Genomic DNA, 23,435 nt, shown 5'->3' with positions numbered 1-23,435 from the left:
ACACTGACGACATGGCCCCGGTCGACACTGGGGTCATGACGACAGCTCTGCATATCACCCTGATCACCGAAACCTTCCCACCGGAAATCAACGGCGTGGCCAATACCCTGGGTCGCTTGTGCGACGGTTTACGCGCACGCGGGCATCAAGTGGAGCTGGTGCGACCGCGTCAGGGCTGCGATCAGCAGTTGGGCAGCGACGATGAATTGCTGCTGTGCCGCGGCTGGCCACTGCCGGGCTATCCCGGCCTGCAATGGGGTCAGTCGTCGATGCACAAACTGCTGCGGCGCTGGACGCGTCACCGCCCGGATGTGCTCTACATCGCCACCGAGGGCCCGCTGGGTCTCTCTGCGTTGCGTGCGGCACGGCGACTGGGGATTTCCGTGGTCAGCGGTTTCCACACCAATTTCCAGCAGTACTCCAATCAGTACGGGCTAGGTTTACTCACGCGCCTGCTGACTCACTACCTGCGCTGGTTCCACAACCGCTCGACCATGACCCTGGTGCCCAGCGTCAGCCAGCGCATGGAACTGGAGCGACGCCATTTCGAGCGACTGGCGTTGCTATCCCGAGGGGTCGACAGCGAATTGTTTCACCCGGCCAAACGCTTGAATGCCCTGCGTGAGCAATGGGGACTGGCCGAGGCAGACATCGCCGTCATTCATGTCGGACGCCTGGCCCCGGAAAAGAATCTCGGCCTGCTCAAGCGCACCTTCAATACCCTCAAGGCGAGTTATCCCCAGCGCATGCTGAAACTGATCGTGGTCGGCGACGGCCCGCAGCGCCAGGAACTGGAAAACGAAATGCCCGAGGCGATTTTCTGCGGCGCCCAACGGGGTGAAGCCCTGGCGTGTCACTACGCCTCGGGTGACGTGTTTCTGTTTCCGAGCCTGACTGAAACCTTCGGCAATGTGGTGCTTGAAGCACTCGCCTCGGGGCTCGGCGTGGTGGCCTACGATCAGGCGGCGGCGGCCCAGCATATTCGTCATGGCTACAACGGCGTGCTGGCGATGCCAGGGGATGAAGAAGCGTTCTGCGATGCAGCGGCATGGCTGCTGGAGGAAAGGGAAGCCTTGCGTAATGTGAGGCTCAATGCGCGCCAGCATGCCAGTCGCCAGGGTTGGGCGACGATTATCGAACAGTTCGAGGGACAGTTGCGCGGGGCGTGTGCCGGGGAGATGGTGGTGCCGAATACACCGATTGTTCCCTGATTTTGCAGTGTTCTTGAGTCAGTCTTCGCGGGCAAGCCCGCTCCCACATTGGTTCTGTGTCGTACACAAATCCCCTGTGGAAGCGAGCCTGCTCGCGATAGCGTCAGCCCAGTCGCCGCTTAAACCAGCGTCATCAACGCCTCACGGCTGAACGGCAGAATGTCTTCCTCACGGCCGTCGCGCACTTTCTGCGCCCAGTCCGGGTCCACCAGCAAGGCACGACCGACCGCCACCAGGTCGAACTCGTCGTTGTTCAGGCGCTCCAGTAGTTTTTCCAGGCTGGCCGGCTGCGCGACCTTGTCGGTGTTGACCATGAATTGCAGGAACTCGCCATCCAGGCCGACGCTGCCCACGGTGATGGTCGGTTTGCCGGTGAGTTGGCGGGTCCAGCCGGCAAGGTTCAGCTCGGAACCGTCGAACTCCGGCTCCCAGAAGCGGCGGGTCGAACAGTGGAAAATATCCACGCCCGCGTCGGCCAACGGCTTGAGGAACTCGCCCAAGGCTTCCGGGGTTTGCACCAGACGTGCGGTGTAGTCCTGCTGCTTCCACTGGGAGAAACGGAAGATGATCGGGAAACCTTCACCGACCGCGGCACGCACGGCCTGAATCAATTCAATGGCGAAGCGCGAACGGTTGGCCAGGTTGCCGCCGTATTCGTCGGTGCGCTGGTTGCTGCCTTCCCAGAAGAACTGGTCAATCAGGTAACCGTGGGCACCGTGGATTTCCACGCCGTCCATGCCGATGCTCTGGGCATCCTTGGCGGCCTGGGCGAACGCGGCGATCACATCCTGGATGTCTTGTTTGGTCATGCCGTGCACCACGACCTGACCTTCCTTCACTTTTTCCGACGGGCCATAACCCGGCACGCTGGCGTCCGGCTCGGTGCCGATACGGCGCACGCTGCCCACGTGCCACAGCTGCGGAACGATCTTGCCGCCTTCGGCGTGAACGGCGTCGACGACTTTCTTCCAGCCGGCCAGGGCCGCTTCACCGTAGAAATGCGGAACGTTTGGATAACCATTGGACGCCTTGTGACCGACGGTGGTGCCTTCGGTGATGATCAGGCCGACGCCCGCAGCGGCGCGACGACGGTAGTATTCGATCACTTTGGAATTAGGCACGCCGCCCGGGGAAAAGGAACGGGTCATCGGCGCCATGACGACGCGGGTTGGCAGTTCGAGGGTGCCGAGGTGGAACGGTTTGAACAGGGCTTTGACGGGCATGGGACGCTCCACGGGAAGTAACTTTATGACGGTGATAATATGGAGTGAGCGTCGCTTTGAACAGCACTATTGATTGCAGTGATTAAGGACCAAAAGATAGGAAATATTGTAGGAGCGAGCTCGCTCGCGATGGACTGGAGAACGCCGCGCCGTATCAGGCTTGCAGCGTTATCGTTGACGTCCATCGCGAGCAGGCTCGCTCCTACAGGGGGGAATCAGCTCAGCGCTTTTTCAATCGCGTGAACGATGGTCGGATCATCCGGCGCCGTACGTGGCGAGAACCGAGCCAGTACACGGCCGTCCTTGCCCAGCAGGAACTTCTCGAAGTTCCAGGTGATGTCGCCGGGAAATTCCGCGCCCTCGCCCGCCAGCAAGCGGTACAACTGATGACGATCATGCCCGTTGACTTCCAGTTTGCTGGACAACGGAAACGTCACGCCATAGTTGAGGCTGCAGAAATCCTTGATCTCTTGTTCGGTCCCCGGTTCCTGCCCGGCAAACTGGTTGCACGGCAAGCCCAGCACGCTGAAGCCTTTGGTCTTGTATTGCTGATAGAGGTTTTCCAGCGCCGCGTACTGCGGGGTCAAGCCGCATTTGGAGGCGACGTTGACCACCAGTACGACTTGGCCTTTGAAAGGCGCCAGAGGTAGCTCCTGTCCATCCAGGGCTGTCAATTTAAGGTCGTGAAAAGCACTCATGGCGTACTCCAGATTCCCGTGTTCTTCTCGAAACAGCCACTTGGCGGTGTCGTCAGGGACAGCCGCAGACTAAAAAGGCGCCCACAGGGCGCCTCTCCAGTTATCTGAGCTTAGCGCAGAAATCAGTGGTGATGGCCACCTTCGCCATGGACGTGACCATGAGCGATTTCTTCCTGGCTGGCGTCACGGATGTCGATGATCTTGACCTGGAAATTCAGGCGCTGACCGGCCAACGGGTGGTTGCCGTCAACGGTGACGTCGTCGCCGTCCAGATCACGGATGGTCACGATCTGCATCTGGCCGTCCGGAGCGGAAGCGTGGAACTGCATGCCCACTTCCAGCTCGTCGACGCCTTCGAACATGCTGCGGCTCAGGGTGCTGACCAGTTCGGCAGCGTATTCGCCGTAAGCGTCTTCCGGTTCAACGGCTACGGTCAGCTCGTCGCCGACAGCCTTGCCTTCCAGAGCCTTTTCCAGGCCCGGGATGATGTTGCCTGCGCCTTGCAGGTAGACCAGCGGCGCGCCGCCGGCGGAGCTGTCGATGACCTCACCAGCGTCGTTGGTCAGGGTATAGTCGATGGAGACAGCCTTATTGGCGGCGATCAGCATGGGGCGAGACCTTTTGCATAAGAAGATTGAAAGGCCAAGTTTAGCGAAGCAATCGTCCGAAAGCGAACACAACCCGGACAGACGGGATTCGACGATCACAGGCTTCCATCAGGACGAGGACGGCCACTGGGTGGCCGAGCTTTCCTGCGGCCACACCCAACACCTGCGGCACCAGCCGCCATGGCAATCACGCGCCTGGGTCATGGACCCTGCGCAGCGCCAGGAAAAAATAGGCCAACCCTTTGATTGTGGTTGGTGCGCACAAGGCTCGGTTAGCGATAACCTTGGCGACTGAATTTCGGTAGATCGTCAGATATAGATGATCGCCTTTGCCATGCTCCTTCAGAGAATCCGCATGCAAACTTTTTTTATCGCGCCCACCGATTTTGGCGTGGGTCTGACCTCCATCAGCCTTGGGCTGGTGCGTACCCTTGAGCGGGCCGGGCTCAAGGTCGGCTTTTTCAAGCCGATTGCCCAACCACATCCGGGCGACACGGGCCCGGAGCGTTCCACCGAACTGGTGGCGCGTACCCACGGCTTGAAACCGCCTCAGCCGCTGGGCCTGGCCCATGTCGAGCGCATGCTCGGCGACGGTCAGCTCGATGAATTGCTCGAAGAAATCATCGCCCTTTATCAGCAGGCGGCCATCGGCAAGGACGTACTGATCGTCGAAGGCATGGTGCCGACCCGCAGCGCCAGTTACGCCGCGCGGGTCAACCTGCACCTGGCCAAGAGCCTCGACGCCGAGGTGATCCTGGTCTCGGCACCGGAAAATGAAGTGCTGACCGAACTCTCCGGCCGCGTCGAGTTGCAGGCGCAATTGTTCGGCGGCCCGAAGGACCCGAAAGTCCTCGGCGTGATCCTCAACAAGGTCAAGACCGACGAAAGCATGGAAGCCTTCGCCACCCGCCTGAAGGAGCATTCGCCGTTGCTGCGCAGCGGCGATTTCCGCTTGCTCGGCTGCATTCCGTTCCAGCCGGAACTGAACGCCCCGCGCACCCGCGACGTCGCCGACCTGATGGGTGCGCAAGTGCTCAACGCCGGCGATTACGAAACCCGGCGCATGACCAAGATCATCATTTGCGCCCGCACCATGCGCAACACCGTGGAGTTGCTCAAGCCCGGCGTGCTGGTGGTGACCCCCGGCGACCGCGACGACATCATCCTCGCCGTCAGCCTCGCGGCCTTGAACGGCGTGCCGCTGGCCGGCCTGCTGCTGACCAGCGACACCCTGCCCGACCCACGCATCATGGATCTTTGCCGCGGCGCCCTGCAGGCCGGGTTGCCGGTGTTGTCGGTGAGTACCGGCTCCTATGACACCGCCAACCTGCTCAATGGCCTGAACAAGGAAATCCCCATCGACGACCGCGAGCGCGCCGAAATCATCACCGATTTCATCGCCGGCCATCTCGATGCCAACTGGTTGCATCAGCGCTGCGGCACGCCACGGGAGATGCGCCTGTCGCCAGCGGTTTTCCGCTATCAATTGATCCAGCGCGCCCAGGCGGCCAACAAGCGCATCGTGCTGCCCGAAGGCAGCGAGCCGCTGACCGTACAGGCCGCCGCGATCTGCCAGGCCCGTGGCATCGCTCGCTGTGTGTTGCTGGCCAAGCCCGAGGACGTGCAGGCCGTCGCCCGCGCACAGGGCATCGAGTTGCCACCGGGACTGGAAATCATCGATCCGGACTCGATCCGCGAACGCTATGTCGAGCCGATGGTCGCGCTGCGCAAAAGCAAAAGCCTCAACGCGCCGATGGCCGAGCAACAACTGGAAGACACCGTGGTGATCGGCACCATGATGCTGGCCCTGGATGAAGTCGACGGCCTCGTGTCGGGCGTGATCAACACCACCGCCAACACCATCCGCCCGGCCCTGCAGCTGATTAAAACGGCGCCGGGCTGCACCCTGGTGTCGTCGGTGTTCTTCATGCTGTTCCCGGAAGAGGTGCTGGTCTACGGCGACTGCGTGATGAACCCGCATCCGAGCGCCAGCGAACTGGCCGAGATCGCCCTGCAAAGCGCTGACTCGGCCGCCGCCTTCGGCATCACGCCACGGGTGGCGATGATCAGCTACTCCAGCGGCGAGTCGGCCAGCGGCGAAGAAGTCGAGAAGGTCCGCGAAGCAACCCTGCTCGCCCACGAACAACAGCACTCGCTGCTGATCGACGGCCCCTTGCAGTACGACGCCGCGGCCAACGAAAGCGTGGCCAGGCAATTGGCGCCGAACAGTCAGGTGGCCGGTCGTGCCACGGTGTACGTGTTCCCCGACCTCAACACCGGCAACACCACCCACAAAGCCGTGCAGCGCAGCGCCGACTGCGTCAGCCTCGGGCCGATGCTGCAAGGCCTGCGCAAACCGGTGAACGATTTGCCACGCGGCGCGCAGGTCGATGACATCGTCTACACCATCGCCCTGACCGCGATCCAAGCCGCCAACCGACCTATGGATGTGTAGATGCTGGACTTCCTACCTGCTCCGCTGCGGGGCGTGATCGCCTCGCTGCTGTTGGCACTGAACACGATTCTGCTCTGCTCGTTCCTGTTCTGCGTGGCGCTCGTCAAGGTACTGCCGTTCGCCCTCACCCAGCGCCTCGCGGGCTGGCTGATGAGCCATACCCACGAAGCCTGGATCAGCCTCAACAAAGGCTGGATGAACCTGGTACGCCGCACGCGCTGGCACATCAGCGGCCTGCAAGGCCTCGACTATCAACACTCGTACCTGATCACCAGCAACCACCAGAGCTGGGTGGACATCCTGGTGCTGCAATACGTGCTCAACCGGCGCATTCAGCCGCTGAAGTTCTTTCTCAAGCAGGAGCTGATCTGGGTTCCGGTGATCGGTCTGGCGTGGTGGGCGTTGGGCTTTCCGTTCATGAAGCGCTACTCCAAGGCCTATCTGGAGAAGCACCCGGAGAAGAAAGGCAAGGACCTGGAAACCACCCGCAAGACCTGTGCGAAATTTCGCGACAACCCGGTGGGCATTTTCAACTTCGTCGAAGGCACGCGCTTCACCGAGGGCAAGCATGCCCAGCAGCAGTCACCGTTCAAGTATTTGCTCAAGGCAAAGGCCGGTGGCATTGCCTTTGTGCTGGATGCGATGGGCGAGCAGCTTGAATCCCTGGTCAACGTGACCATCCACTACCCAGCCGGGCGTCCTGGTTTTTGGGATTTGTTGTGCGGGAACGTTGCGGACGTCGTGGTGCACTTTGAAGACCTGAAGATTCCGCCGCAGTTCATTGGCAAAAACTACGACCAGGACGGCGAGTACCGCCTGCAGTTTCAGGGCTGGATCAACCAGTTGTGGCAGGACAAGGATGCGTTGCTGGAACAGATGCATCGCGAGTATCCAAAGCAACACTGACCCCCTGTGGGAGCGAGCTTGCTCGCGATTGCTGGCTGGCATTCTATATCGATGTCGACTGATCCGCCGCTATCGCGAGCAAGCTCGCTCCCACAGGTTCAGTGTTTGTTTTGACTGATTTCCAGACACAAAAAAACCCGCCGATGATCACTCATCGGCGGTTTTTTTATTACTGGCTAACGCTTAGATCGCACCACGCTCACGCAGCAGGCCCAGCACTTGCTTGACGCCTTACTCCACCGAAACCGAACTCAATTCCACGCGGCAAAGCTGACGATCACCCACACACCAGCGCACTCCTAAGTCCAGCCTGACCCAGGCTTAGCTCTCAAGACTGAAAAGTACGTATTAAATTTTTACTGAAAATCGGAAGACAAAAACAAAGAACAGATATCTATATATGGGTACCGCTACACATAACCATCGCTCCCTCCAGTGCAGCATCCATACTCATCGCCGTTATCGTCTGCGCCAGCATTTCCATTACCAAACTCAAGGGGACCAATGGTAACTGTTGGAACTATCTCGGGAGGAGGAACCGGAAGCACCGGATTTGTGGGCGGAACAAAACCCCCACCCCCACTATTTTCACTGACTGTAGAAAATGCCGAAGGCACCAACTCCCCGGTCTCAGACGACCAATTGAATGAAAGCATATGATTATTGTATGACGCTCCCATGATATCTCTATGCACGAGTTTCATATCGGGCGCCCAGACATAATCAGCGTAGCTATCCGCAGGGTTATCCCTAAAGAAGTCCGCAGCATTTAGCGAGAGACTTTCAAACACTTTTGACTGGTGAATAGAATACAGACCAGCCCCTATCGAAAAAAAACTTGCACCCGCAACAACTACAAACGGTGCGGCTGCCAAAACAGCCATGGTGGCGATTACACCTGCTACATTCCCCACAAGACTTATAACATCGCCTTTTTCAAACCCCGCACCATCCCTGATATCCACACCTATTTTTAGAAAGGTAATGGTACCCGCAACTACATTGGCAGGCATACTCACAATCGGCACATATGGACCTGCTAGCTTGGTGACTGACGTCACGCTGGCTATTACAGCACCCGTTTGCGCAGCTTGGTTTAACAACACCATCCCGGTTGCGTTAACCAAGAACTGGTCTGATATCGCAGTTGCACCTGAACCTACAGTCACTCCATCGCTTACGACGCCTACAAATATCTCGGCTTTCCCAGCCATATATCACCCCTTTATCACAGTTTTAAACGCAAGTGTCATTCTCACCTGATCACACTTCACGGAAGGTGATCGTGCAGAGTGTGGAATTCGCCCATCGAATATAACTACTCGACGAGATTTCGGTAGTACAGCCTTAATAATGTTTTCTTTCGTGTCATCATAGAAAACGAGCTCGCCGCCCCAGGAGGTTGGCCAGTGCTCGTTACCGAAAATAATGACAGTCAGCCCTGGATGAGTCTTGTTATCGCGATGAATAATGGTGTCCTGCCCAAACGTCTGGCCATTTGCATAAACACCTAACAATGTAATATCAAAATCATGTAAGTTCGAAACACGCTCCCAAAAACCGATCAGAAAGCGCCACGATTCATTGTCACTCAATTCCTCCAGGCAGGATTGGCGCTCCGGACGGCCTTTACCCGCTATGAATACGTGCCAACACGGTCTAACGAAAGGAAGCACCTCATAATTCGGCCAGTTGTATCTCCAGACAGCACCTTTAAGCTGAAGATTTATACCAACCTCTTCGCTTGCTGTGAGAAAATCGTCAATTACATATATCTCACCCTCAATCTTCTCTATTTTCATACGCTTTCCTTTTCGCCACAACTCTACTCCAAACACCGTTCCGAAAAATTATCAAAACAAAATATAGCGATGATACAGCCCACCAAATAGCCACTAAGTAGCTTCCACCATTGCTATACCTCGCCCAACCCACTATATCCTTACGACTAATAATTACACTGGTATCAAAATCATAAACCCACCAAACAAACGGATCCCTTCGCTCTGAGTCAATAGCAACCCAAAGCTTTCTTGACTTATTCAAATCCAAATACCGTATATCACTACTACGAGCAACAATAGTGTAATTGTACGCATCATCACCCAGCCCAACTGTCAGATACAAATATGATTCATTCCTTGACTGCGAAACACCCCTATAAATATAAGCACTCTCCAAAACAAGATTTTTTGGCAACGGAGGAACATCCCTTACTTGGCGAAGCATATAAACCGAGGCAAGAACCAGACAAAAAAACATGACCACACAAAAAACAACCTCACCCAAGCTAGCAACATATCCTGGAGGGAAAATTTTAGTACGCATACACCCCCACAAAAATTTACCAACGGCGACTCATCTGACACTTGATCCAATCGACTTCTTTCTGCGCAATATGTGGCGTAATTTTCAAGCAAATCAAAACCACTAACGCGCACAGCAAATGCAGCACGGCTATTTCCAGTATCTATTCATGCGCAGTCGATTCATTAAAACTCAGACGACTTCAGCCTCGCATCTACTAAAGACAATATCCCTCAATGCAAATAAATATAACTTACCCATTTCCGATATCCCTGTAGTCCCTTTCCCAAGCGCTAAAGCCGCTGGCAATTCACACCTAATTGCCGAATGCTTTCGCGGCGCGCATTGGGAATATCCAGCCAGCAAGTGAGTTGGTTGCAAGGGTCTCATCGCGATCCGACTTGTCCGCGAAAGCGTCGGAACAGACACAAAAAAGCCCGCAGACAATCACTTGTCTGCGGGCTTTTCCTTGCAGCTTGAAGCTAGAAGCTTGCCGCTGCTATTGCCTTAGATCGCACCACGCTCACGCAGCAGAGCCAGCACTTGCTTGACGCTTTCCTCCAGCGACACGGACTGGGTGTCGATCACCAGGTCGGCATCCAGCGGCACGTCGTACGGGAAGGAGTCGCCCGGGATGTTATCCCCGGCTGCCGCGTACAAACCTTGCGGATCACGCTCGGCGCAGACCGTCGGCGAAGCCTGGACGTAGACCGTCAGCAGACGGTCCTTGCCGATCAGTTCCCGGGCCTGTTCACGACCTTCGGCACTCGGGGCAACGAACGCAGCGAGGGTCAGCAGACCAGCTTCGTTGAACTGACGCGCAACGTGCGCGGCACGACGCCAGTTCTCGGTACGCCCGGCGCGATCCTGTGGCAGACCTTTGTTCAGGTCGTGACGCAGGTTCTGGCCATCGAGTACGAACACCGCACGGCCCAGGTCGAACAACTTGCGTTCAACCGCATACGCCAGGGTGCTTTTGCCCGCGCCCGACAAGCCGCTGAACAACACGGTGGCCGGTTGCTGGCCGAAGCGCTGTGCGCGCTCTTCGGTGGCGACGTGGGCCAGTTTGCCGTGGTGCGTGCTGGTGCCATGGGCCAAAGGCTGGGCGACGATCATGCCCGCGCCAACGGTGCCGTTGGTCAAGCGGTCGATGATGATGAAGGCGCCGGTGGTGCGGTTGCTGTCGTAACCGTCGAGGGCAATTGGCGCATCGAGCGCGATCTTGACCTTGCCGATTTCGTTCAGCTGCAACGCGCTGGCCGGACCTTCTTCCAGGGTGTTGACGTCGACCTTGTTGACGATGCTGGCGATGGAGCCCGGCACGTAACTGGTGGCGCGTTTGATGTCGTATTTCTTGCCCGGCAGCATCGGCTCTTCAGCCATCCACACCAGCATCGCTTCGAAGCTGTCGGTCACCGGCGGCACGTTGTCGGCGTGAACCAACAGATCGCCACGGGAGATATCGATTTCGTCTTCCATGGTCAGCGTGACAGCCTGACCAGGACCTGCGTGCTCCAGCTCACCTTCGAAGGTGACGATGGACTTCACGCGGCTGCTCTTGCCCGACGGCAGCACCACGACTTCGTCGCCTTTCTTGACGATGCCGCTGGCCAGGGTACCGGCGAAGCCACGGAAATTCAGGTTCGGACGGTTGACGTACTGCACCGGGAAACGCAGGTCGGTGAAGTTGCGATCGCCCGCCACTTCAACGGTCTCGAGGATTTCCATCAGCGACTGGCCGGTGTACCACGGCGAACGCTCGGACTTGTTCACCACGTTGTCGCCCTTCAAAGCCGACATCGGCACGAAGTGCATCGTGGTGGGCTTCATCTTCAAGCCTTCGGCAAACTGCAGGTAATCGGCCTTGATCGACTCGAACACGCCCTGGTCGAAGTCCTTGAGGTCCATCTTGTTGATGGCCACGACGATGTGCTTGATGCCCAGCAACGAGGCGATAAAGCTGTGGCGACGGGTCTGGGTCTGCACGCCGTAACGGGCGTCGACCAGGATGATCGCCAGGTCACAGGTGGAGGCACCGGTGGCCATGTTGCGGGTGTACTGCTCATGGCCGGGAGTGTCGGCGATGATGAATTTGCGCTTGGCGGTGGAGAAGTAGCGGTACGCGACATCGATGGTGATGCCCTGCTCACGCTCTGCCTGCAGGCCGTCGACCAGCAATGCCAGGTCGATGTCTTCGCCGGTGGTGCCGACTTTTTTCGAGTCGCGGGTGATCGCTTCCAGGTGATCTTCGTAGATCATCTTGGAGTCGTGCAGCAGGCGCCCGATCAGGGTGCTCTTGCCGTCGTCGACGTTACCGCAGGTCAGAAAGCGCAGCAGCTCTTTACGTTCGTGCTGGCCCAGGTAGGCGAGGATGTCCTCGCTGATCAAATCAGATTGATGCGACATGACAGCCCCTTAGAAATAACCTTGACGTTTTTTGTCTTCCATCGAGCCTGCACCATCGTGGTCGATGACACGGCCCTGGCGCTCGGAAGTTCGCGTCAGGAGCATTTCCTGAATGATGTCCGTGAGGCTTTCGGCCTCGGACTCCACCGCGCCCGTCAATGGGTAGCAACCAAGGGTACGGAAACGCACTTTCTTTTTGACGATGCGCGCTTTGTCTTCATCGCTCAGGTGTTCGAGGATGCGCTCGTCGTCGATCATGATCAGCGTGCCGTTCTTCTCGATGACTTCACGCTCGGCGGCGAAGTACAGCGGAACGATCGGGATGCCTTCAAGGTAGATGTACTGCCAGATGTCCAGCTCGGTCCAGTTCGACAGCGGGAAGACGCGGATCGACTCGCCCTTGTTGACCTTGCCGTTGTAGACGTTCCACAGCTCGGGACGCTGGTTTTTCGGATCCCAGCGGTGCTTGCTGTCGCGGAACGAGTACACCCGCTCTTTGGCGCGGGATTTCTCTTCATCGCGACGGGCGCCGCCGAATGCTGCGTCGAAACCATACTTGTCGAGTGCCTGCTTCAGGCCCTCGGTCTTCATGATGTCGGTGTGCTTGGCGCTGCCGTGGGTGAACGGGTTGATGTCCTGCGCCACGCCGTCCGGGTTGACGTGGGTGATCAGGTCGAGGCCCAGCTCGGCGACCATCTTGTCGCGGAAGCTGTACATCTCCTTGAATTTCCAGCGAGTGTCGACGTGCATCACCGGAAACGGCAGCTTGCCCGGGAAGAACGCCTTGCGTGCCAGATGCAGCATCACGGCGGAGTCTTTACCGATGGAGTACAGCATCACCGGGTTGTCGAACTCGGCGGCCACCTCGCGGATGATGTGGATGCTTTCCGCCTCCAGCTGTTTCAGATGCGTCAGTTTGTCGACCATGGCTACTCACGAAAGCTTTCTTATGAACGGCCAGCGGGCCGTGTTCGAGCGGGGATCCTAGCACAGCGACCTCTTCTAATCAGGACACCAACTAGATCGAAAGAGCATATGAATATGCCCCCGCGTTTGGGCGAAACGCGTTCCCCTGTAGGAGCGAGCATGCTCGCGATGGTCGTCAACGATAACGCTGGGAGCCTGACACCCCGCGGTGTTCTCAGGTTCATCGCGAGCGAGCTCGCTCCTACAGGGATGGCGTTTCGTCAGATCGGATTCGGGCAATCGATGAAGATGTGCTCCAGCGCAAAGCGCCGCGCCAGATAATCCCCCAGCGCCTGAACGCCGTAGCGCTCGGTGGCATGATGACCGGCGGCAATGAAGCTGATGTCGTTTTCCCGGGCACTGTGGAAAGTTTGCTCGGAAGCCTCGCCACTGAGGTACAGATCGACGCCGGCCAGAATGGCCTGATCGATGTAACCCTGGCCACCACCGGTGCACCAGCCGACGCGGCGGACCATGGCACTGCCTTCGATCAACAGCGGCTCACGCCCCATCACTTCCTGGACGCGGCGGGCGAAATCCCGGGGCATCATCGGCTCGTTCAGCGAGCCGACCAGGCCGACAATCTTCAGGTTGCCCGGGTCCAGCGGACCTTCGACGGTGATGTCGAGTTGCCGCGCGAGCTGCACGTTATTGCCGACGTCCGGGTGCAGGTCCAGCGGCAGGTGATAGGACAACAGGCTGATATCGTGCTTGAGCAGGGTCTTCAGGCGGCGCTGCTTCATGCCGGTGATGCACGGGTTCTCGCCTTTCCAGAAGTAGCCATGGTGCACCAGCACCAGATCGGCATTGGCCTCCACGGCCGCATCGAGCAAGGCCTGGCTGGCGGTGACCCCACTGACAATGCGCATCACTTGCGGCCGCCCCTCGACCTGCAGGCCGTTGGGGCAATAATCGGCGATTCTGGCGCTGTTGAGGTAGCGGTCGGCTTCTTCGACCAGGGTGCTCAGGGCGACGGCCATGAAAGACTCCTAAATATCCCGTTCAGAGGCGCGTGCGGCCTCGTATAATGCGCGTCATTATGAGCGGTCTCATACCGCCTGCAACTCTCTCAGGAACTGCTTAATGCTCAAGGCGCTGCGTTTTTCCGGCTGGCCGCTGTTGGCTGGCGTGCTTGTCGCTCTTTTGATTATCCAGCGTTACCCGCAGTGGGTCGGGCTCCCGAGCCTCGACGTGAATCTGCAACAAGCGCCGCAAACCACCAGCATGCAGCAGGGCCCGGTGTCTTATGCCGAAGCGGTATCCACCGCTGCGCCGTCGGTGGTGAACCTGTACACCACCAAAGTCATCAACAAACCCAACCATCCGTTGTTCGAAGATCCGCAGTTCCGTCGTTTCTTCGGCGATAACTCGCCCAAGCAGAAACGCATGGAGTCGAGCCTCGGTTCCGGCGTGATCATGAGCCCGGAAGGCTACATCCTGACCAACAACCACGTGACCAGTGGCGCCGACCAGATCGTGGTAGCGCTCAAGGACGGCCGGGAAACCCTGGCACGGGTGATCGGCAGCGACCCGGAGACTGACCTCGCGGTTCTGAAAATCGACCTGAAAAACCTGCCGTCGATCACCGTGGGCCGTTCCGACAACATCCGCATCGGCGACGTCGCGCTGGCCATCGGCAACCCGTTCGGCGTCGGCCAGACCGTGACCATGGGCATCATCAGCGCCACCGGGCGCAATCAATTGGGCCTGAACAACTACGAAGACTTCATCCAGACCGATGCAGCGATCAACCCGGGTAACTCAGGCGGTGCGCTGGTGGATGCCATCGGCAACCTGACCGGCATCAACACGGCGATCTTCTCCAAGTCCGGGGGCTCCCAGGGCATTGGTTTCGCGATCCCGGTGAAGCTGGCGATGGAAGTGATGAAGTCGATCATCGAGCACGGCCAGGTTATTCGTGGCTGGCTGGGTATCGAAGTGCAGCCGCTGACCCAGGAACTGGCCGAGTCGTTCGGCTTGTCCGGGCGCCCTGGCATTGTCGTGGCGGGGATTTTCCGCGATGGTCCGGCACAGAAGGCCGGCCTGCAACTGGGTGATGTGATTCTTGCCATCGATGGCGAACCGGCCGGTGATGGCCGTCGCTCGATGAATCAGGTGGCGCGGATCAAGCCGACCGACAAGGTCGCGATCCAGGTGATGCGCAACGGCAAGGAGCTCAAGTTGACGGCGGAAGTCGGCCTGCGTCCGCCGCCGGCTCCGGTCAAGGATAAAGAAGAAGAGTAAGCCGCTGAGACAAGCCCCTGTAGGAGCAAGCTCGCTCCTACACGGGTCAGCGGTGGTTTAGAGGTCGCCGAGGCCGTCGATCAGCGCCTGATTCTGCTCTGGCGTGCCGATGGAGATCCGCAGGAACTGGGCGATCCGCTGCTGCTTGAAGTGCCGGACGATCACGCCTTGCTCGCGCAACTTCGCCGCAAGCCCCGCCGCATCGTGCCGGGGGTGACGGGCGAAAATGAAGTTCGCCGCCGATGGCAGCACTTCAAAACCTTTCTCCTTTAGCTGTGCAACGACCTTCTCGCGATTCTCGATCACCAACCGGCAGGTCTTGTCGAAATACTCGCGATCCTCGAACGCCGCGGCAGCACCGACATTCGCCATGCGATCCAGCGGATAGGAGTTGAAGCTGTTCTTGATCCGCTCCAGCGCCTCGATCAGGTCCGGATGGCCGACCGCCAGACCCACCCGCAGACCGGCCAGGGAACGGGACTTGGACAGGGTCTGGGTCACCAGCAGGTTTGGATAACGATCGACCAGAGTGATTGCCGTCTCGCCGCCGAAATCGATGTAGGCCTCGTCGACCACCACCACCGAATCCGGGCTGGCCTTGAGAATCTGCTCCACCGCCTCCAGCGCCAACAGGCAACCGGTCGGGGCGTTCGGGTTGGGGAAAATGATCCCGCCGTTCGGCCTGGCATAGTCCGCCGGGTTGATCTGGAATTGCTCGTCCAGCGGCACCGCGTCGAAGGTGATGCCGTACAACCCGCAGTAGACCGGGTAGAAGCTGTAGCTGATGTCCGGGAACAGCAGCGGCTGATCGTGCTGCAGCAAACCGTGGAAGATGTGCGCCAGTACTTCATCGGAACCGTTGCCGAGGAACACCTGATTGCCTTGCACGCCGTAGTACCTGGCAACGGCTTGCTTGAGCAGGTCGCTGTTCGGGTCCGGGTACAGACGCAGGTTGTCATTGAGTTCGGTTTGCATCGCCGCGAGGGCTTTTGGCGATGGGCCGTACGGGTTTTCGTTGGTGTTGAGCTTCACCAATTTCGCCAGTTTCGGCTGTTCGCCCGGCACGTAAGGCACCAGATTTTTGACGAACGGGCTCCAGAATTTACTCATGTTCATTTCACCTGCTTGTCGTCAACGATGCGGTATTCGGCGCTGCGGGCATGGGCGGTCAGCGACTCACCTCGGGCCAGCACGGCAGCGGTTTTGCCCAACTCGGAAGCGCCCTGCTCGGAACAGAAAATGATCGACGAACGTTTCTGGAAGTCGTACACACCCAGCGGCGAGGAGAAACGGGCGGTGCCGGAAGTCGGCAACACGTGGTTGGGGCCTGCGCAATAGTCGCCCAGGGCTTCGGAGGTGTGACGGCCCATGAAGATCGCGCCGGCGTGGCGGATCTGCGGCAGCCAGGCTTGTGGATCGGCAACGGACAATTCGAGGTGCTCCGGCGCGATGCGGTTGGCCACTTCGATGGCTTGCTCCATGTCGCGAACCTTGATCAGTGCACCACGGCCATTGATCGAGGTTTCGATGATCGCGGCGCGCTCCATGGTCGGCATCAGCTTGGCGATGCTGGCGGCGACCTTGTCGAGGAACTCGGCGTCGGGGCTTACCAGAATCGCCTGGGCGTCTTCGTCGTGCTCGGCCTGGGAGAACAGGTCCATGGCGATCCAGTCCGGATCGGTCTGGCCGTCGCACACCACGAGGATCTCTGAGGGACCGGCGATCATGTCGATACCGACCTGGCCAAACACGTGGCGCTTGGCGGTGGCGACATAGATGTTGCCCGGGCCGACCACTTTATCGACCTTCGGCACGCTTTCAGTGCCGTAAGCCAATGCGGCAACGGCTTGAGCGCCACCGATGGTGAACACGCGGTCGACACCGGCGATGCAGGCAGCGGCCAGCACCAGCTCGTTGATTTCACCGCGCGGGGTCGGCACCACCATGACCACTTCGGTGACGCCGGCGACCTTGGCTGGAATCGCGTTCATCAACACCGACGACGGGTACGACGCCTTGCCGCCTGGCACGTACAGACCGGCGCGGTCCAGCGGCGTGACTTTCTGGCCCAGCACCGTGCCGTCGGCCTCGGTGTAGCTCCAGGAATCCTGCTTCTGTTTTTCGTGGTAGCTGCGCACGCGGGCGGCGGCAACTTCCAGGGCTTCACGCTGAGGCACGGAGATGCGGGTCAGCGCCAGCTCCAGACGCTCGCGCGGCAGGATCAGGTCGGCCATGGACTTCACGTCCAGGCCGTCGAACTGGCGGGTAAAGTCCACTAGTGCCGCGTCGCCGCGCTCACGCACGGCCTTGATGATGTCCAGCACCCGCTGATTGACCGAGTCGTCAGACACACTTTCCCAGCTCAGCAGATGATCCAGATGATGCGCGAAATCCGGGTCAGCAGCGTTGAGTCGGCGAATTGCAGTCGGTGCGGTCATAGCGAGAGCCTCATAGGAATGGCAAAAACTCAGGCGCCCGAAGGTGCGCTGACGTTTAACAACGATCGCGTTGGTACTGTGGTCGTGCCAGGCAAGGCGCGGGACGAAGGTAAGGGTTGTTTCCTTACCGAGTCCCGCAACGCAGCATGGCGCGGGCACAGTGCCAACCCGCAGGGCCTTGCTCCAAAAGGCAGGACACTGCGCGATCTTTATTTCTGAGTAATTTTTTCTACTACTGAAAATTGCCTTTTGGAGTAAGGCGCGGTCGTTATTAAACGTCAGCGCACCTTCCCCTGTCAGTCGTTTCCGCTTGGGCACCTGAGAATTCTGGCTATGAGGCGGATAGACGGGCGCGACTTAACGTCGCGCAGGTGAATCAGCCGCGGTGTCGAGACTCCACTGCCTTGCGCAGGGTGTCGATCAACGCCTGGATACGGGCGTGCTGCATCTTCATCGAAGCTTTGTTGACGATCAGCCGGGAGCTGATGGCAGCAATGAAATCCTGTGGCTCCAGGCCGTTGGCCCGCAGCGTGTTACCGGTGTCGACCACGTCGATGATCTTGTCGGCAAGGCCGATCAGCGGTGCCAGCTCCATCGAGCCGTACAGCTTGATGATGTCGACCTGACGACCCTGTTCAGCGTAATAACGCTTGGCAACGTTGACGAACTTGGTGGCGATGCGCAGACGACCCTTGGGCTCGACCGCACCGACCTTGCCGGCCGTCATCAACTTGCACTGGGCAATTTGCAGGTCCAGTGGCTCGTACAGGCCCTGGCCGCCATATTCCATCAGCACATCTTTACCGGCGACACCGAGGTCGGCAGCACCATGTTCGACATAGGTCGGCACATCGGTGGCACGCACGATCAGCAGGCGTACATCTTCCTGGGTCGTGGGAATGATCAGCTTGCGGCTCTTGTCCGGATTCTCGGTCGGCACGATGCCCGCTTCAGCCAGAAGCGGCAGGGTGTCGTCAAGGATGCGGCCCTTGGACAGTGCGATGGTCAACATGGGAAACGTCAGTCCTTATCAAGGTACTCATGCCCGGTCGCAAATGGCGCCGGACACACATCGAGCCGAAAACGGCTCGACTTCAACAAATCAACGGGCACGTCCTTATGCCCATGCAGCAGGTACTAGCCCGGAACGCGACGGATCTTGGCGCCCAGCATCTGCAGTTTTTCTTCGATGCACTCGTAGCCACGGTCTATGTGGTAGATGCGGTCGATCAGCGTGTCGCCGTCGGCGATCAGGGCCGAGATCACCAGGCTGGCCGAAGCACGCAGGTCGGTCGCCATCACTGGCGCGCCCTTGAGTTTCTCGGTGCCGGTGACGATGGCGGTGTTGCCTTCAACCTGGATCTTGGCGCCCATGCGGTGCAGCTCGTAGACGTGCATGAAGCGGTTTTCGAAGATCGTCTCGATCACAGCACCGGTGCCTTCGGCAATGGCGTTGAGGGAGATGAACTGCGCCTGCATGTCGGTCGGGAACGCCGGGTACGGAGCGGTCCGCACGTTGACGGCTTTCGGACGCTTACCGTGCATGTTCAGCTCGATCCAGTCTTCGCCGCAGGTGATTTCGGCACCGGACTCACGGAGCTTTTCCAGAACGGCTTCGAGGATGGTCGGATCGGTGTCCTTGACCTTCACGCGGCCGCCGGTCACTGCAGCGGCAACCAGGTAGGTACCGGTTTCGATACGGTCCGGCATCACCTTGTAAGTGGTGGTGTGCAGACGCTCGACGCCATCGATGGTGATGGTATCGGTGCCGGCGCCGGAAACCTTGGCACCCATGGCGTTCAGGAAGTTCGCCAGGTCGACCACTTCAGGCTCGCGCGCGGCGTTAGCCAGGACGCTGCGGCCTTTGGCCAGCGCTGCGGCCATCATGATGTTTTCGGTACCGGTCACACTGACGGTATCGAAGAAGAAGTGCGCACCGCGCAGGCCGCCTTCAGGCGCCTTGGCCTTGATGTAGCCGCCTTCTACGTCGATGACTGCACCCATGGCTTCCAGGCCACGGATGTGCAGGTCAACCGGACGCGAACCGATGGCGCAACCGCCAGGCAAGGCGACTTCGGCTTCACCGAAACGGGCAACCATCGGACCGAGCACCAGAATCGACGCACGCATGGTTTTAACCAGCTCGTACGGTGCGACCAGGGTCTTGATGGTGCGCGGATCGATTTCGACGGAGAGTTTTTCGTCGATCACCGGCTCGATGCCCATGCGGCCGAACAGCTCGATCATGGTGGTGATGTCGTGCAGGTGCGGCAGGTTGGCCACGGTCACCGGGCCATCGCACAGCAAGGTGGCAGCCAGGATCGGCAGGGCGGAGTTCTTTGCCCCGGAGATGCGGATCTCGCCATCAAGACGAGGACCGCCAGTAATAATCAATTTATCCATAAGAATCTCGACGCCCTTGGGCTCAGGTGCGCTCGGCCCAGGCCGCGCTGCTGAAAAATTTCATAGTGACCGCATGGATGCTGCCATCGACGATCCACGGGTTCAAATGGGCATAGACCTGCTGCTGACGCTTGACCGGGCTCAATGCCGCCAGTTCATCGCTAATCACGTTCAGCTGGAAATTGCAGCCTTCGCCCTCGACTTCTACTTTCGTTCCGGGCAGCTTTCCTTCAAGAAAGCTCTTAACTTCGTTGGCCTGCATGCTCAACCTCAATCGGCGCCCTGTGCGCGCGGGTCGGACATCATACAAAAAAGCCCCGCGCCTGCGAACCCCGCCAAGCAGGACTCGGACGGGGGGCTTCTTTATAGATGCGGGTTAGGGATGCGCCAACAGCTCGGTCATCTCGCTGACCTGAGCGATTTCACGCATGTCTTCCGGCATCCCACGGATGCTCAGGGCCTTGCCGGCCGCCTGCGCATCGCGGATGAAACACAGCAGCAACGACAAACCGACACTGCTGGACTTGGTCACCGCCGAGCAATCGACCACCAGCGCCGCAGCCTTGCAGGCCTTGATCAGCGCCTTGCCCTGTTCACGCAGGCCAGGGCCGGTGCGGTAATCCAGCACGCCACTGAGTCGCAGCTCGCCCGCTTCGTCCATCTGGACTGCCGACTCACTCATTGGGTTGACTGCCCTGGTTTCTTGTCAGTGGCTTCCTTGGCCTTGGCGACTTCCCCGGCCCAACCATTGATGGTCTTGTCCAGGTCGTTGCCATTGCGCTGCATCGCATCGGCGAACTGATCGCGGAACAGCTTGCCGATGTTGATGCCGTTGATGATGACGTTACGCAGTTTCCACTCGCCGTTGATCTTTTCCAGCGTGTAGGACACTGGATAGATCGCGCCGCTGCTGCCCTTGACGGTCATGCCAACGCTGGTACGGTCGCCCGACTCGTCTTTGGCCGGATCAACGGTGATGCCCTGGTTGTTGTACTCCAGCAAGGCATTGCCATAGAACTGGAACAGACCCTTCTTGAAGTTTTCTTCGAAGGTCTTCATCTGCGCCGGGGATGCTTTCTTCGAGTATTTGACCGTCATGATGCTCTTGGAAATACCCTCGGCATCCACAACCGGCCCGACGATGGTGTTCAGCGCCGCATAAAAGTCTTTCGGATCCTGCTTGTACTTTTCTTTATTGGCCGCCAGATCGGCCAGCATCCGATTAGTGGTGTCCTGTACCAAATCGTGCGCCGAAGGCGCTGCCACGGCGTTGGCTAGCAGCGGCAGCGCCGCGAGCAATACCAAAAGGCCACGTCGCAAGATAGAGATCATTTAACAGTTCCTCATTTAGCTTCTTTGCTAACGGTATTGAGCAGGAATTTACCGATCAGGTCTTCGAGCACCAGCGATGACTGCGTGTCATGGATGGTTCCACCATCCTTGAGCAGGGTGTCTTCCCCGCCCACGCTGATACCGATGTACTTCTCGCCCAACAGGCCAGCGGTCAGGATAGATGCAGTAGAGTCCGCAGGCAGATTATCAATGCGTTTTTCCAGCTGCATGGTCACCCGACCGGTGAAACTGTCGCGATCCAGATCGATGGCCGTGACCTTGCCGATGGTCACACCGGCCATGGTCACCTTTGCTCTGACCGTCAAACCGGCGATATTGTCGAAGTAGGCGTAAAGTTTATACGTGTCGGTGCTCGGAGTCGGGGACAGGCCACTGACCCGCAACGCCAACAAGAGCAAAGCCAGGATGCCAGCCAGCAAGAAAAGGCCGACACCGATTTCCAGGGTGCGGTTTTGCATCAGAAATCTCCAAACATCAAGGCGGTCAGAATAAAGTCCAGGCCGAGTACTGCCAACGAGGCATACACAACGGTCTTGGTAGTGGCACGACTGATCCCCTCGGAAGTGGGTTCGCAGTCATAGCCTTGGAATACGGCGATCCAGGTCACGACAAAGGCAAAGACGATACTTTTGATGATCCCGTTGAGCACATCGTCAGTGAACGTCACGCTGTTCTGCATGTTCGACCAGTAGGAGCCTTCATAGACCCCCAGCCAGTCGACAGCTACCCACGAGCCGCCCCAGATACCCACGACGCTGAAAATCATCGCCAGCACCGGCAGGGAAATGAAACCGGCCCACAAGCGTGGCGCGATAATGTACTTGAGCGGGTCGACCCCGATCATTTCCAGGCTGGACAACTGCTCGGTGGACTTCATGTTGCCGATTTCGGCGGTCAACGCCGAACCTGCGCGCCCGGCGAACAGCAAGGCAGTCACCACCGGCCCCAGTTCACGCAGCAGCGTCAGCGCCACCATCTGCCCGACAGCCTGCTCTGAACCATAGCTGGAAAGAATGTTGAAGCCCTGCAGCGCCAGCACCATGCCGATGAATACCCCGGAGACCACGATGATCACCAGGGACATCACGCCCACCGAATGCAACTGCTTGATCAGCAGCCCGAAACCGCCACCGATGCTGCCCCGGCCGAGCAAGGCATGGAACAGGAACAAGCTCGAACGCCCGAACACCGCCAACACATCGATGCCGGCCTGGCCAAAGCGGCGAACGCGCTCTACTAATGAAATTCTGCGCATCAGCGCTTCCCCAGAAGATCTGCGCGGTAATCCGTCGCTGGAAAGTGGTACGGAACCGGGCCGTCGGGTTCACCGGTCATGAACTGACGAATGCGCGGTTCATCCGAGTTCATCAACTCGTCCGGCGTGCCCTGCCCCAATACCTGACCATCGCCCACCACATAAATATAATCGGCAATGCTCGCGGTCTCGGCCAAGTCGTGGGATACCACGATGCTGGTGATGCCCAGCGCATCGTTGAGCAAACGAATCAGGCGCACCAGAACGCCCATTGCGATGGGGTCCTGGCCGACAAAGGGCTCGTCGTACATGAGGATCTGTGGATCGAGCGCGATCGCTCGGGCCAGTGCAACACGGCGCTTCATGCCGCCGGAAAGCTCGTCGGGCATCAGTTCAATGGCACCGCGCAAGCCCACGGCCTGCAGCTTGAGCAGGACGATGTCGCGGATCATTTCTTCCGGCAGCTGCGTGTGAACCCGCAGCGGAAAAGCGACGTTCTCGAAGACATCGAGGTCGGTAAACAGTGCGCCGCTCTGAAACAGCACGCCCATATGCTTGCGCGCATCGAACAGGTCGCTGCGCGACAGCTTTGGCAGGTTCTGACCGTTGACCCAGACTTCGCCCTTGGTGGGCCGCAACTGGGCGCCCATCAGACGCAAAAGCGTGGTCTTGCCACACCCGGAAGGCCCCATGATGCCGGTGACCTTGCCGCGCGGGATACGGATATCGACATTATTGAAAATGCTGCGCGCACCGCGCTTGAAGGACAGTCCCTTCAGCTCGACCGCGTAGGCGTTATCGGCACTCATCTAAACTCCTTGCGATGCAGCCTCTCACTCGGACGCCTGGCTTTCTGACGAAAGCACATACCTCCCGGGCAGGCCGAACTGGCGGCGAACTATATCACTGCAAAGGCTGCGCGCCCAAGGCCAAAGCCAGGCCATGTTCAACTGCATGAAAGG

The 23,435-nt window shown here is 58.9% G+C and carries 25 protein-coding genes; 6 read left to right on the top strand and 19 right to left on the bottom strand.

Annotated elements, in window-relative coordinates:
• The first annotated feature begins 11 nt into the window (after window positions 1-11).
• On the top strand, window positions 12-1,211 hold the full coding sequence (locus AC3ITY_RS04275) for a glycosyltransferase family 4 protein (protein WP_489307790.1): 1,200 nt from the start codon (window positions 12-14) through the stop codon (window positions 1,209-1,211).
• 119 nt (window positions 1,212-1,330) lie between these two features.
• On the opposite strand, the gene AC3ITY_RS04270 is transcribed toward AC3ITY_RS04275, so the two are convergent.
• The 3 genes from AC3ITY_RS04270 to AC3ITY_RS04260 form a co-directional block, all read right to left on the bottom strand.
• Entirely contained in the window at window positions 1,331-2,434 is a 1,104-nt protein-coding gene (locus tag AC3ITY_RS04270) for an NADH:flavin oxidoreductase (protein WP_489307789.1), read from the bottom strand.
• A 215-nt stretch (window positions 2,435-2,649) separates the two neighbouring features.
• Window positions 2,650-3,132, bottom strand: a complete 483-nt coding sequence (locus AC3ITY_RS04265) for a glutathione peroxidase (protein ID WP_489307787.1) — start codon at window positions 3,130-3,132, stop codon at window positions 2,650-2,652.
• 122 nt (window positions 3,133-3,254) lie between these two features.
• Complete coding sequence (locus AC3ITY_RS04260) at window positions 3,255-3,740, bottom strand: FKBP-type peptidyl-prolyl cis-trans isomerase (protein WP_007901600.1); 486 nt, start codon at window positions 3,738-3,740, stop codon at window positions 3,255-3,257.
• On the opposite strand from AC3ITY_RS04260, the gene AC3ITY_RS04255 reads away from it, so the two are divergent.
• From AC3ITY_RS04255 to yihG, 3 genes are read left to right on the top strand one after another with little or no spacing between them, the layout of a single operon-like run.
• On the top strand, window positions 3,709-4,035 hold the full coding sequence (locus tag AC3ITY_RS04255; RefSeq protein WP_150754392.1) for a DUF3565 domain-containing protein: 327 nt from the start codon (window positions 3,709-3,711) through the stop codon (window positions 4,033-4,035). The two genes, AC3ITY_RS04260 and AC3ITY_RS04255, sit on opposite strands and share 32 nt — an antisense overlap.
• 60 nt (window positions 4,036-4,095) lie before the next feature.
• Window positions 4,096-6,195, top strand: coding sequence for a phosphate acetyltransferase (pta, locus tag AC3ITY_RS04250; RefSeq protein WP_489307786.1), 2,100 nt, complete (start codon window positions 4,096-4,098; stop codon window positions 6,193-6,195).
• Complete coding sequence (gene yihG / locus AC3ITY_RS04245; protein ID WP_489307784.1) at window positions 6,196-7,101, top strand: 1-acylglycerol-3-phosphate O-acyltransferase, YihG family; 906 nt, start codon at window positions 6,196-6,198, stop codon at window positions 7,099-7,101.
• Window positions 7,102-7,511: 410 nt separating this feature from the next.
• Here yihG and AC3ITY_RS04240 read toward each other — a convergent pair whose 3' ends face one another.
• The 6 genes from AC3ITY_RS04240 to AC3ITY_RS04215 all read right to left on the bottom strand — a co-directional run bounded on the left by AC3ITY_RS04240 (window position 7,512) and on the right by AC3ITY_RS04215 (window position 13,760).
• A complete protein-coding gene (locus AC3ITY_RS04240; RefSeq protein ID WP_489307782.1) occupies window positions 7,512-8,315 on the bottom strand; it encodes a hypothetical protein in 804 nt (267 codons plus the stop codon).
• A gap of 3 nt (window positions 8,316-8,318) precedes the next feature.
• Window positions 8,319-8,903 carry a 2OG-Fe(II) oxygenase gene (locus AC3ITY_RS04235; protein ID WP_489307780.1) on the bottom strand — a complete coding sequence of 195 codons (585 nt, stop codon included), beginning with the start codon at window positions 8,901-8,903 and terminating at the stop codon, window positions 8,319-8,321.
• Window positions 8,884-9,429: a hypothetical protein gene (locus AC3ITY_RS04230; RefSeq protein WP_489307779.1), complete on the bottom strand. Its 546-nt coding sequence runs from the start codon at window positions 9,427-9,429 to the stop codon at window positions 8,884-8,886. Before AC3ITY_RS04230 ends, AC3ITY_RS04235 begins: the two co-directional genes overlap by 20 nt.
• A gap of 486 nt (window positions 9,430-9,915) precedes the next feature.
• Window positions 9,916-11,814 carry a sulfate adenylyltransferase subunit CysN gene (cysN, locus tag AC3ITY_RS04225; RefSeq protein ID WP_489307777.1) on the bottom strand — a complete coding sequence of 633 codons (1,899 nt, stop codon included), beginning with the start codon at window positions 11,812-11,814 and terminating at the stop codon, window positions 9,916-9,918.
• 9 nt (window positions 11,815-11,823) lie between these two features.
• The gene (gene cysD / locus AC3ITY_RS04220; protein ID WP_008046199.1) at window positions 11,824-12,741 is read right to left on the bottom strand and encodes a sulfate adenylyltransferase subunit CysD; all 918 of its coding nucleotides are present in this window, start codon (window positions 12,739-12,741) and stop codon (window positions 11,824-11,826) included.
• A gap of 260 nt (window positions 12,742-13,001) precedes the next feature.
• Entirely contained in the window at window positions 13,002-13,760 is a 759-nt protein-coding gene (locus tag AC3ITY_RS04215; RefSeq protein ID WP_489307775.1) for a Nif3-like dinuclear metal center hexameric protein, read from the bottom strand.
• A 103-nt stretch (window positions 13,761-13,863) separates the two neighbouring features.
• Between AC3ITY_RS04215 and algW the strand changes: the two genes are divergently transcribed.
• Window positions 13,864-15,024, top strand: coding sequence for a Do family serine endopeptidase AlgW (algW, locus tag AC3ITY_RS04210; RefSeq protein ID WP_056728386.1), 1,161 nt, complete (start codon window positions 13,864-13,866; stop codon window positions 15,022-15,024).
• A gap of 57 nt (window positions 15,025-15,081) precedes the next feature.
• Here algW and hisC read toward each other — a convergent pair whose 3' ends face one another.
• Complete coding sequence (gene hisC / locus AC3ITY_RS04205; RefSeq protein ID WP_489307773.1) at window positions 15,082-16,134, bottom strand: histidinol-phosphate transaminase; 1,053 nt, start codon at window positions 16,132-16,134, stop codon at window positions 15,082-15,084.
• 2 nt (window positions 16,135-16,136) lie between these two features.
• A complete protein-coding gene (gene hisD, locus AC3ITY_RS04200; protein WP_489307771.1) occupies window positions 16,137-17,462 on the bottom strand; it encodes a histidinol dehydrogenase in 1,326 nt (441 codons plus the stop codon).
• A gap of 18 nt (window positions 17,463-17,480) precedes the next feature.
• Between hisD and AC3ITY_RS04195 the strand changes: the two genes are divergently transcribed.
• The gene (locus tag AC3ITY_RS04195; protein ID WP_460155700.1) at window positions 17,481-17,681 is read left to right on the top strand and encodes a hypothetical protein; all 201 of its coding nucleotides are present in this window, start codon (window positions 17,481-17,483) and stop codon (window positions 17,679-17,681) included.
• 157 nt (window positions 17,682-17,838) lie between these two features.
• Here the strand turns inward: AC3ITY_RS04195 and hisG are convergent, their stop codons facing one another.
• The 8 genes from hisG to AC3ITY_RS04155 form a co-directional block, all read right to left on the bottom strand.
• A complete protein-coding gene (gene hisG, locus AC3ITY_RS04190; protein WP_008018703.1) occupies window positions 17,839-18,474 on the bottom strand; it encodes an ATP phosphoribosyltransferase in 636 nt (211 codons plus the stop codon).
• A 125-nt stretch (window positions 18,475-18,599) separates the two neighbouring features.
• A complete protein-coding gene (murA, locus tag AC3ITY_RS04185; RefSeq protein WP_489307769.1) occupies window positions 18,600-19,865 on the bottom strand; it encodes a UDP-N-acetylglucosamine 1-carboxyvinyltransferase in 1,266 nt (421 codons plus the stop codon).
• 22 nt (window positions 19,866-19,887) lie between these two features.
• Window positions 19,888-20,127, bottom strand: coding sequence for a BolA family protein (locus tag AC3ITY_RS04180; protein ID WP_008046181.1), 240 nt, complete (start codon window positions 20,125-20,127; stop codon window positions 19,888-19,890).
• 114 nt (window positions 20,128-20,241) lie between these two features.
• Complete coding sequence (locus AC3ITY_RS04175; RefSeq protein ID WP_489307767.1) at window positions 20,242-20,547, bottom strand: STAS domain-containing protein; 306 nt, start codon at window positions 20,545-20,547, stop codon at window positions 20,242-20,244.
• On the bottom strand, window positions 20,544-21,197 hold the full coding sequence (locus tag AC3ITY_RS04170; RefSeq protein WP_223455586.1) for an MlaC/ttg2D family ABC transporter substrate-binding protein: 654 nt from the start codon (window positions 21,195-21,197) through the stop codon (window positions 20,544-20,546). The genes AC3ITY_RS04175 and AC3ITY_RS04170 overlap by 4 nt, the downstream gene beginning before the upstream one ends.
• Window positions 21,198-21,208: 11 nt before the next feature.
• On the bottom strand, window positions 21,209-21,676 hold the full coding sequence (mlaD, locus tag AC3ITY_RS04165) for an outer membrane lipid asymmetry maintenance protein MlaD (protein WP_007970271.1): 468 nt from the start codon (window positions 21,674-21,676) through the stop codon (window positions 21,209-21,211).
• Window positions 21,676-22,473, bottom strand: a complete 798-nt coding sequence (gene mlaE / locus AC3ITY_RS04160; RefSeq protein WP_489307765.1) for a lipid asymmetry maintenance ABC transporter permease subunit MlaE — start codon at window positions 22,471-22,473, stop codon at window positions 21,676-21,678. The genes mlaD and mlaE overlap by 1 nt, the downstream gene beginning before the upstream one ends.
• The gene (locus AC3ITY_RS04155; protein ID WP_008001295.1) at window positions 22,473-23,282 is read right to left on the bottom strand and encodes an ATP-binding cassette domain-containing protein; all 810 of its coding nucleotides are present in this window, start codon (window positions 23,280-23,282) and stop codon (window positions 22,473-22,475) included. Before AC3ITY_RS04155 ends, mlaE begins: the two co-directional genes overlap by 1 nt.
• Window positions 23,283-23,435: the final 153 nt, after the last annotated feature.

Source organism: Pseudomonas sp. GL_091 (genome assembly GCF_057837725.1).
This window is presented reverse-complemented; position numbering and strand designations above follow the sequence as displayed.

Coding starts and splice junctions, on each gene's coding strand:
- AC3ITY_RS04275 (WP_489307790.1), top strand. CDS start 12: ATGGCCCCGGTCGACACTGGGGTCATGACGACAGCTCTGCATATCACC.
- AC3ITY_RS04270 (WP_489307789.1), bottom strand. CDS start 2,434: ATGCCCGTCAAAGCCCTGTTCAAACCGTTCCACCTCGGCACCCTCGAA.
- AC3ITY_RS04265 (WP_489307787.1), bottom strand. CDS start 3,132: ATGAGTGCTTTTCACGACCTTAAATTGACAGCCCTGGATGGACAGGAG.
- AC3ITY_RS04255 (WP_150754392.1), top strand. CDS start 3,709: ATGGAGACAGCCTTATTGGCGGCGATCAGCATGGGGCGAGACCTTTTG.
- AC3ITY_RS04260 (WP_007901600.1), bottom strand. CDS start 3,740: ATGCTGATCGCCGCCAATAAGGCTGTCTCCATCGACTATACCCTGACC.
- pta (WP_489307786.1), top strand. CDS start 4,096: ATGCAAACTTTTTTTATCGCGCCCACCGATTTTGGCGTGGGTCTGACC.
- yihG (WP_489307784.1), top strand. CDS start 6,196: ATGCTGGACTTCCTACCTGCTCCGCTGCGGGGCGTGATCGCCTCGCTG.
- AC3ITY_RS04240 (WP_489307782.1), bottom strand. CDS start 8,315: ATGGCTGGGAAAGCCGAGATATTTGTAGGCGTCGTAAGCGATGGAGTG.
- AC3ITY_RS04235 (WP_489307780.1), bottom strand. CDS start 8,903: ATGAAAATAGAGAAGATTGAGGGTGAGATATATGTAATTGACGATTTT.
- AC3ITY_RS04230 (WP_489307779.1), bottom strand. CDS start 9,429: ATGCGTACTAAAATTTTCCCTCCAGGATATGTTGCTAGCTTGGGTGAG.
- cysN (WP_489307777.1), bottom strand. CDS start 11,814: ATGTCGCATCAATCTGATTTGATCAGCGAGGACATCCTCGCCTACCTG.
- cysD (WP_008046199.1), bottom strand. CDS start 12,741: ATGGTCGACAAACTGACGCATCTGAAACAGCTGGAGGCGGAAAGCATC.
- AC3ITY_RS04215 (WP_489307775.1), bottom strand. CDS start 13,760: ATGGCCGTCGCCCTGAGCACCCTGGTCGAAGAAGCCGACCGCTACCTC.
- algW (WP_056728386.1), top strand. CDS start 13,864: ATGCTCAAGGCGCTGCGTTTTTCCGGCTGGCCGCTGTTGGCTGGCGTG.
- hisC (WP_489307773.1), bottom strand. CDS start 16,134: ATGAGTAAATTCTGGAGCCCGTTCGTCAAAAATCTGGTGCCTTACGTG.
- hisD (WP_489307771.1), bottom strand. CDS start 17,462: ATGACCGCACCGACTGCAATTCGCCGACTCAACGCTGCTGACCCGGAT.
- AC3ITY_RS04195 (WP_460155700.1), top strand. CDS start 17,481: ATGGCAAAAACTCAGGCGCCCGAAGGTGCGCTGACGTTTAACAACGAT.
- hisG (WP_008018703.1), bottom strand. CDS start 18,474: ATGTTGACCATCGCACTGTCCAAGGGCCGCATCCTTGACGACACCCTG.
- murA (WP_489307769.1), bottom strand. CDS start 19,865: ATGGATAAATTGATTATTACTGGCGGTCCTCGTCTTGATGGCGAGATC.
- AC3ITY_RS04180 (WP_008046181.1), bottom strand. CDS start 20,127: ATGCAGGCCAACGAAGTTAAGAGCTTTCTTGAAGGAAAGCTGCCCGGA.
- AC3ITY_RS04175 (WP_489307767.1), bottom strand. CDS start 20,547: ATGAGTGAGTCGGCAGTCCAGATGGACGAAGCGGGCGAGCTGCGACTC.
- AC3ITY_RS04170 (WP_223455586.1), bottom strand. CDS start 21,197: ATGATCTCTATCTTGCGACGTGGCCTTTTGGTATTGCTCGCGGCGCTG.
- mlaD (WP_007970271.1), bottom strand. CDS start 21,676: ATGCAAAACCGCACCCTGGAAATCGGTGTCGGCCTTTTCTTGCTGGCT.
- mlaE (WP_489307765.1), bottom strand. CDS start 22,473: ATGCGCAGAATTTCATTAGTAGAGCGCGTTCGCCGCTTTGGCCAGGCC.
- AC3ITY_RS04155 (WP_008001295.1), bottom strand. CDS start 23,282: ATGAGTGCCGATAACGCCTACGCGGTCGAGCTGAAGGGACTGTCCTTC.